This is a genomic window from Clostridium sp. AF19-22AC, assembly GCF_003479085.1.
Lineage (GTDB): Bacteria > Bacillota > Clostridia > Lachnospirales > Lachnospiraceae > Faecalicatena_A > Faecalicatena_A orotica.
The window spans coordinates 1-7,248 of sequence record NZ_QUGN01000049.1; the positions used below are offsets into that span (position 1 = coordinate 1).

Below are 7,248 nucleotides of genomic sequence, written 5' to 3' on the forward strand. Positions count from 1 at the left end.
AAGTAGTCTTGATTGACTACATCATTATTATACTAGGAGGGAATACAATGTTAGATTATTCAATGCTGTACCCAGAGTCAACGGTATCCAGAAGAGCAGTTTCTATGGATGGAATGTGGAACTTTCAGCTGGATGAGAAAGAGGAGGGAATTGCTTCAGGATGGACGGAAGGTCTTCCCAGCCCGGACAGCATTCCCGTACCGGCCAGTTTTCAGGATTTTTATACAGAAAAGGATATCCGCGAATATGCGGGAGACTTTTGGTATGAAAAGGATATGTTTATCCCGGGAGAATGGGAAGGGAAAAAAGTTTTTGTAAGATTTGGCTGTGCTACCCACAGGGCTGAAGTTTTTGTGAACGGTGTGAAGGTTACAGAACATCTGGGTGGATTTCTTCCATTTTCTGCGGATGTTACGGACGTGGTACGCTACAATGCACAGAACAAACTGGTTGTAAAGGTAAACAATGAACTGTCTGTTACAAATATCCCCTGTGGAACAACCATTACCTTAAGTAATGGGAAGAAAATGGCAAAGCCATATTTTGATTTCTTTAATTATTCAGGACTTCAGAGGAGTGTATATCTGACAGCGGTTCCGCAGGAATACATCTTTGATATTACAACAGATTATGAACTCTGTGGTGAAGATGCAAAGGTATCCTACAGGATAGACACGACAGGAGAACATACCGTTCTGGTTACACTGTGTGATGCAGAAGGAAATGTGGCGGCATCCGCCCAGGGAAAAGAGGGCGTTCTGGATGTAAAGAATGCACATCTTTGGGAAGTGCACAATGCCTATCTTTACAGCATGATGGTGCAGATTACAGACGGTGCGGAGGTGATCGATGAATACAGGCAGGAAATTGGTATCCGCACGGTAGAAGTGAAAGATACCAGCATCCTTCTGAACGGGAAGCCGGTCTACCTCAAAGGGTTCGGTAAGCATGAGGACAGCGACATTATAGGGCGCGGATTTAACATTGGAGTAATGAAGCGTGATTTTGAGCTGATGAAATGGATTGGCGCGAATTCATTCCGAACATCCCATTACCCGTACAGTGAGGAAATCTATCAGATGGCAGACAGGGAAGGATTCCTGATTATCGACGAGGTTCCGGCGGTCGGATTGTTTGAAAGCCTGATGAATTTTATGGAAGCGAGCACGGGAAAGCAGACGGCATTCTTTGAGAAAGAGACAACGCCTGAACTTCTCAAGAGTCATTTACATGCGTTAGAAGAGATGATCGCAAGAGACAAGAATCATCCAAGCGTTATAGCATGGAGCCTTCTGAATGAACCGGAATCGACGAGTGATGCCGCTGTGCCGTATTTCAAAGAAGTCTTCGACAAGGCTCACGAACTGGATGTACAGAAGCGTCCGCGCACATTCGCACTGGTCATGAATGCAGTGCCCGGAACATGTAAATGCCACCAGTTCAGCGATATCATGGCACTCAACAGATACTATGGATGGTATGTAAAGGGCGGCCACGAGATGATGGATGCAAGAGAAATGCTGATCAAAGAACTGGAAGGCTGGAAAGCCATGAATGTGAACAAACCATTCATCTTCACGGAATATGGTGCAGATACACTTGCTTCTGAGCACAAGCTTCCATCCGTTATGTGGAGTCAGGAATATCAGGAAGAATATCTGAAAATGACCCATGATGTATTCGATTCCTTTGATTTCGTAAAAGGAGAACAGGTTTGGAATTTTGCCGACTTCCAGACGACAGAGGGAATCATGCGCGTCAATGGTAATAAGAAAGGGATCTTTACGAGACAGAGACAGCCGAAGGATGTAGCCTATAAACTGAAACAGCGCTGGGAAAGTCTCCCGGTAGATTTTAAGGGATAGTAGAGGAGGAAAATTATGAAAAACAATAGTAATGTACGCCCATTTGGGATAAAAGATAAGATCGGATATATGTTCGGTGACTTTGGTAACGACTTTACATTCATCTTTGCAAGTTCATTTTTGATGGTATTCTATACAAAGGTGCTGGGAATCAGCGCAAGTATGGTTGGTGTGTTATTCCTTGTCGCACGGTGTGTCGATGCGTTCACTGACGTTACAATGGGACGTATCGTAGATAAAATGAAACCAGCAAAAGACGGAAGATTCCGTCCGTGGATCCGCAGAATGTGCGGACCGGTTGCAATCGCAAGTTTCCTGATGTACCAGTCAGGACTGGCAGGCGCATCTATGACAGTCAAGATTATTTACATGTTTGTAACATACATCCTGTGGGGAAGCATTTTTTATACCTCTATTAATATCCCTTACGGCTCAATGGCTTCTGTTATCAGTTCAGATGCTGACCACAGATCATCACTTTCCACATTCAGAAGTGTGGGAGCAACTCTCGCAGGCCTTGTAATCGGTGTCGGCGCTCCTCTGCTCGTATATACGACAGATGCTGCCGGAAACCAGATCGTGGAAGGCGGAAGATTTACAATGATCGCAGGTGTATTTTCCATTCTTGCAGTTGTATGTTACCTTCTTTGCTACTTCCTGACTACAGAGCGTGTTCAGATTGAACCTGACCCGAATGCTGAGAAAGTAAGTTTCCTCCAGACAGTAAAAACTCTCGTTACAAACCGTGCACTTTTAGGAATTATAGCAGCGGCAATCTTACTGCTTCTGGCTTCCCTTATGACACAGTCTGTTAACCAGTATGTATTTGTTGATTACTTTAAAAACAAGAATGCGTTATCTGTTATGAGTATGTGCGGAATCGTGCCAACACTGCTGCTTGCGCCATTTGCAGTGCCAATCACTAGGAAATTTGGTAAAAAAGAAGTTGGTGCAACTGGATGTATCATCGGCGGACTGGCATGTCTTGCTTTATTCTTCATCCATACAGATTCTGCAGTAGTTTACATTGCAATCAACGTAATCGGATATTTTGGATTTGGTATCTTCAACCTGATTATTTGGGCATTCATCACAGACGTTATTGATGATCAGGAAGTAAAGACATATAAGAGGGAAGACGGTACAATTTATGCAGTATACAGCTTTGCCAGAAAAATCGGGCAGGCTCTTGCAGGCGGACTCGGTGGTTTCGCACTGGGCATGGTAGGTTATGATTCAAGTGTACAGGTGCAGACACAGGCAGTTGCAAATGGAATCTACAATATAGCAACGCTGATCCCTGGCATACTCTATATCGGAGTGGGACTCTGCCTGATCTTCCTCTATCCTCTGAATAAGAAGAGAGTAGAAGCGAATGTTGCAGCATTGAAGGCAAGAAGAGAAGCATAAATCTGCCACTTATACTAAAAATATAAAAATGTTATAATCGCAGCAAGAAACGGTATATTTTCCGGTGGGAAAGTATATCGTTTTTTCTGTGTGGAAACATAAAATAGTGTTCTTTTTCAGGTACTGTGTTAAGATAGTAAAAAAGATACGGGAGGGCGTAGACATGCGTGTTCTGATTATAGAAGATGAGGCCGGACTTGCCGATGTCCTGAAAGCCGAGTTTGAAGATGCAAATTTTGATGCAGATACGGCGGATAACGGCATGGACGGCTATTATATGGGGATGTCGGATATTTATGATGTCATTATTCTGGACGGTATGCTTCCGGAAATGGACGGTTATGATATTCTGTCAAAATGGAGGTCACAAGGTGTGAGCACCCCCGTCCTCATGCTGACGGCAAGATCTGAACTCGGGGATAAGCTGAAAGGGCTGGATCTGGGAGCGGATGATTACTTAACGAAACCATTTGAGATGGAAGAGCTCTTTGCACGTGTAAGGGTAATCACGAGAAGGCAGGGGAAAGTAGAGACGAAAGAGATCGGTTTCGGGGACATTTCACTGGATATCCGCACCTGTATCCTTTGTAACCGGCAGACGGGCGTGGAGGTACAGCTTGGGAAAAAAGAGTATCAGATTCTGGAATTTATGATTAAAAATAAACGCCAGATTGTAACGAGGGAACAGATTGCAGAAAAGCTGTGGGGGTATGATTCCGAGGCTGAGTATAATAATGTGGAAGTATATATTTCGTTTACAAGAAGGAAGCTGAAGTTTATTGCGTCTAACGTAAGAATTAAGTCCATAAGAGGGATCGGATACAGATTGGAGATGGCGGATGATTAAAAAACTGCAAAAACGAATTGCATTTACACTGGCCGGAATCCTAATGCTGATCATGCTGGGATTACAGTTGTTTTTTTATATCAGTAATTACTATTATTATGCGGAATACCAGAAGCAGCTTATGGAGCAGATCGCCGACGGATATATCAATGTGGATGCGGGAGGAAACAGAAGTGAGAGTATAGAGGGGACCCGCGAGGATTATATGGCAGATGACTGGTACCTGCCGATATGGGTATTTCAGGCGGGTGAGGACGGCGGTCTTACAGTAACCCAGAAAAGCTCAGGGGTTATGCAGGACGATGAGAAAGTGCTCGGGACGGCACAAAAGATATTGAATCTGGATAAGAGCGAGGGGATCTATAAAAGGAACTGGTATCTGCATAAAGACAATGTTCTGGTGATGATGAATGATGCAGATACTATCATATATTATGAACAGCAGGCAGCAATCATCTTAATCAGCGGTGTAGTGGGATTTGCAGTGATCATAATCTGTTCCCTGCTCATAGCAAGATGGCTTGTAAAGCCAGCGGCAAGGGCATTCGAACAGCAAAAACAGTTTATATCTGATGCAAGCCATGAACTAAAAACACCGCTTGCTGTAATTGGTGCTAACGCACAGCGTCTGAAAGGCGAGATTGGCGGGAATAAATGGCTTGATTATATTCTTGAGGAAAATGTAAGGATGGGAAAACTTCTGAAAGAATTGCTGACACTTGCTAAAGTAGAGAACACGTCTTTACCGGAGACAAAGGAGAAAGTAAATCTGAGCAGAATTGTGACAGGGGCCCTTCTACCATTTGAAAGCATCGCTTTTGAAAAAGAAATTGAATTCTGGATTGATATACAGGAGGATGTTTTCATTAAGGGTGAAGAAGAACATTTAAAACAGGCCGTGATTATTCTTTTGGATAATGCGTTTGCACATGTCAGTGAACATGGGGAGATCAGGGCAAAACTGGGTAAAAAAGGGAAATGGGCCTCCGTATCTATATCCAATACCGGGCTGGAGATTCCGAAAGAAGAACAGAAAAAAATATTCCAGAGATTCTACCGGATCGACAAAGGAAGAAACCGGGCAGAAAACAGATATGGGCTGGGACTGCCGATTGCATCAGGAATCGCCGGACGGCATAAGGGCAGAATTGAAGTATTCAGTGAAAATGGGCAGACTGTATTTACAATATTTCTGCCTGTTTACAGATAATATCTGTCCGTGTGCCGGGAAAGAATAAAAAAATTAAATGATGTTTCAATATTTCTTCAATAAAACTGTTATATCATAAGCCAGACAAATGAAATAACATGAAGATAAAGGAGTTGAAGGATATGGGCATCAAAAATTTCAATATAAAAAAGAATAAGAAATGGATGGCCGGCGGATGCGTGGCCGGAATTCTGGTTCTGGCCGTGACCGGCTGGACCGTGTTTGCAGGAGGAAAGTCAAATGATGGATCGGTGGACATCGTACCGTCAGAGGCACGGAAGATGGATCTCAGTAAGAGCATACAGGGTACGGGCGTTCTGGAGCCTGAAAACAGCGCTGATGTGAAGGTCCCGACGGGAATCCGTATTACAGAAATCAAGGTAAAGGTCGGAGATGAAGTAAAGGCGGGGGATGTGCTGGCACTTACGGATGGCGGTACGGTAACTGCCAGTCTTCTTGAGGCAAAAGAAAAACTGGCAGAGACAGATAAGAAACTCAGGCAGACAAATAATAAAACATCGGCATATTATAATCTGGCAAATGACAAAAAGAATCTGGAAGAGAAAATCAATATCCTGAACCAGATATCACAGTCAAACAGTATCACGGCGGCTGCAAATGGCACGGTTACAGCTGTGAACGGCGCGGCCGGTGAGGTGAATAAGTCTTCTTCCCAGAACGGGGGATCAGGCAGTACTCCGGGACAGCAGAATCCTTCCTCAGGAAACAGTTCAGGTACACCCCAGAACCAGAGTGCAGGGGGGAACCTGTCGGATATATCACTGGTTAACCTGACTGAGGCGGGTGAAAGTGAAAACAAAGAACCTGTAACGATGCCGTTTCCGGATTTGAAACTGAAAGCACCAGTAACAGGGGAACCGCAGCTCAGGGAAATCGAGGAGACAGATGGCTATACGGGGAAAATCGAGTGGAACCATGTGGCAGACAAATTTGAGGAAAAGACAGTATATGCAGCCAGAATTACATTGACTGCAAAGCCCGGTTTTGTCTTTGAAAAGGGTGCTGAACCAAAAATCGAGGGAGCAGCTATCTCTGATGTAGAATATGCCGGAGACGATGCTGTTCATGCAATTGCCTTTACAGCAGTCTTCCCGGCAACAGAAGCAAATGGACCGGCAGAAGAACCTTCAGACCCGTCAGCGGGGGATAAGAACGAAGATGATCCGGGTGAACAGCAGAAACCTTCCGATGAAGGCGATAAGAATACACCGCAGGAAGCTGGAGAAGCAGAGGATGGGTTTTCGGGCGGCGGATTCTCAGCGGGGGCTTCTTTTGGAGGCGGAAGTGCCGGGGGCTCAGGTTCCGGGGATGAAAAAAGTGTGAATACAGAACTGGCAGATGTGTTTACAATTTCCTCAGGAGATAAAATGAAGGTAAGTATCCAGATCGATGAGATGGATATTCTTTCCGTATCAATGGGGCAGAAAGCAGTCATTACTTTAAACGCACTTCCTGGTGAAGTATTTGAAGGTAAAATCACCCATATTAACAAAGTCGGAACTGCAAACAGTGGTGTAACAAAGTACAAAGCAGAAATTACGGCGGCTAAGAATGATAAAATGCTTTCCGGAATGAATGTGGCAGCTTCGGTTGTCGTGGAGGAGAAAAAAAAAGTGACTGCGGTGCCTGCATCCGCAGTGTTTGAGGAAGGCGGAAAGTCTTATGTTTATACCGGGACTGATAAAAAGACAGGAGAACTGACCGGAAAAAAAGAAGTGACAACAGGTATGACAGACGGAGTCTATATAGAAATCATAAAAGGCATCAAAGAAGGTACGGCTGTTTATTTCGAGGCGATGGCTGACAGCAGTCCGGGGAATGTGGATGTTCCGGCCGGCGTTATGTCAGATATGTAGTCCAGCTAATAAATGTCAATAGTTAAATGAAAAAATTGC

At 44.3% G+C, this 7,248-nt stretch carries 5 protein-coding genes; all 5 read left to right on the forward strand.

Annotated elements, in window-relative coordinates; genetic code table 11:
* Positions 1-47 precede the first annotated feature (47 nt).
* The 5 genes from uidA (at position 48) to DWX43_RS26610 (ending at position 7,209) form a co-directional block, all read left to right on the forward strand.
* Positions 48-1,865, forward strand: coding sequence for a beta-glucuronidase (gene uidA, locus DWX43_RS26590; protein WP_118623072.1), 1,818 nt, complete (start codon positions 48-50; stop codon positions 1,863-1,865).
* A 15-nt stretch (positions 1,866-1,880) separates the two neighbouring features.
* A complete protein-coding gene (locus DWX43_RS26595) occupies positions 1,881-3,275 on the forward strand; it encodes a glycoside-pentoside-hexuronide (GPH):cation symporter (RefSeq protein WP_109732395.1) in 1,395 nt (464 codons plus the stop codon).
* Between the two features lie 163 nt (positions 3,276-3,438).
* Positions 3,439-4,122 carry a response regulator transcription factor gene (locus tag DWX43_RS26600; RefSeq protein WP_118623074.1) on the forward strand — a complete coding sequence of 228 codons (684 nt, stop codon included), beginning with the start codon at positions 3,439-3,441 and terminating at the stop codon, positions 4,120-4,122.
* A complete protein-coding gene (locus DWX43_RS26605; RefSeq protein WP_118623076.1) occupies positions 4,115-5,332 on the forward strand; it encodes a HAMP domain-containing sensor histidine kinase in 1,218 nt (405 codons plus the stop codon). Before DWX43_RS26600 ends, DWX43_RS26605 begins: the two co-directional genes overlap by 8 nt.
* A gap of 122 nt (positions 5,333-5,454) precedes the next feature.
* Positions 5,455-7,209, forward strand: coding sequence for an HlyD family efflux transporter periplasmic adaptor subunit (locus DWX43_RS26610; protein ID WP_182440826.1), 1,755 nt, complete (start codon positions 5,455-5,457; stop codon positions 7,207-7,209).
* Positions 7,210-7,248: the final 39 nt, after the last annotated feature.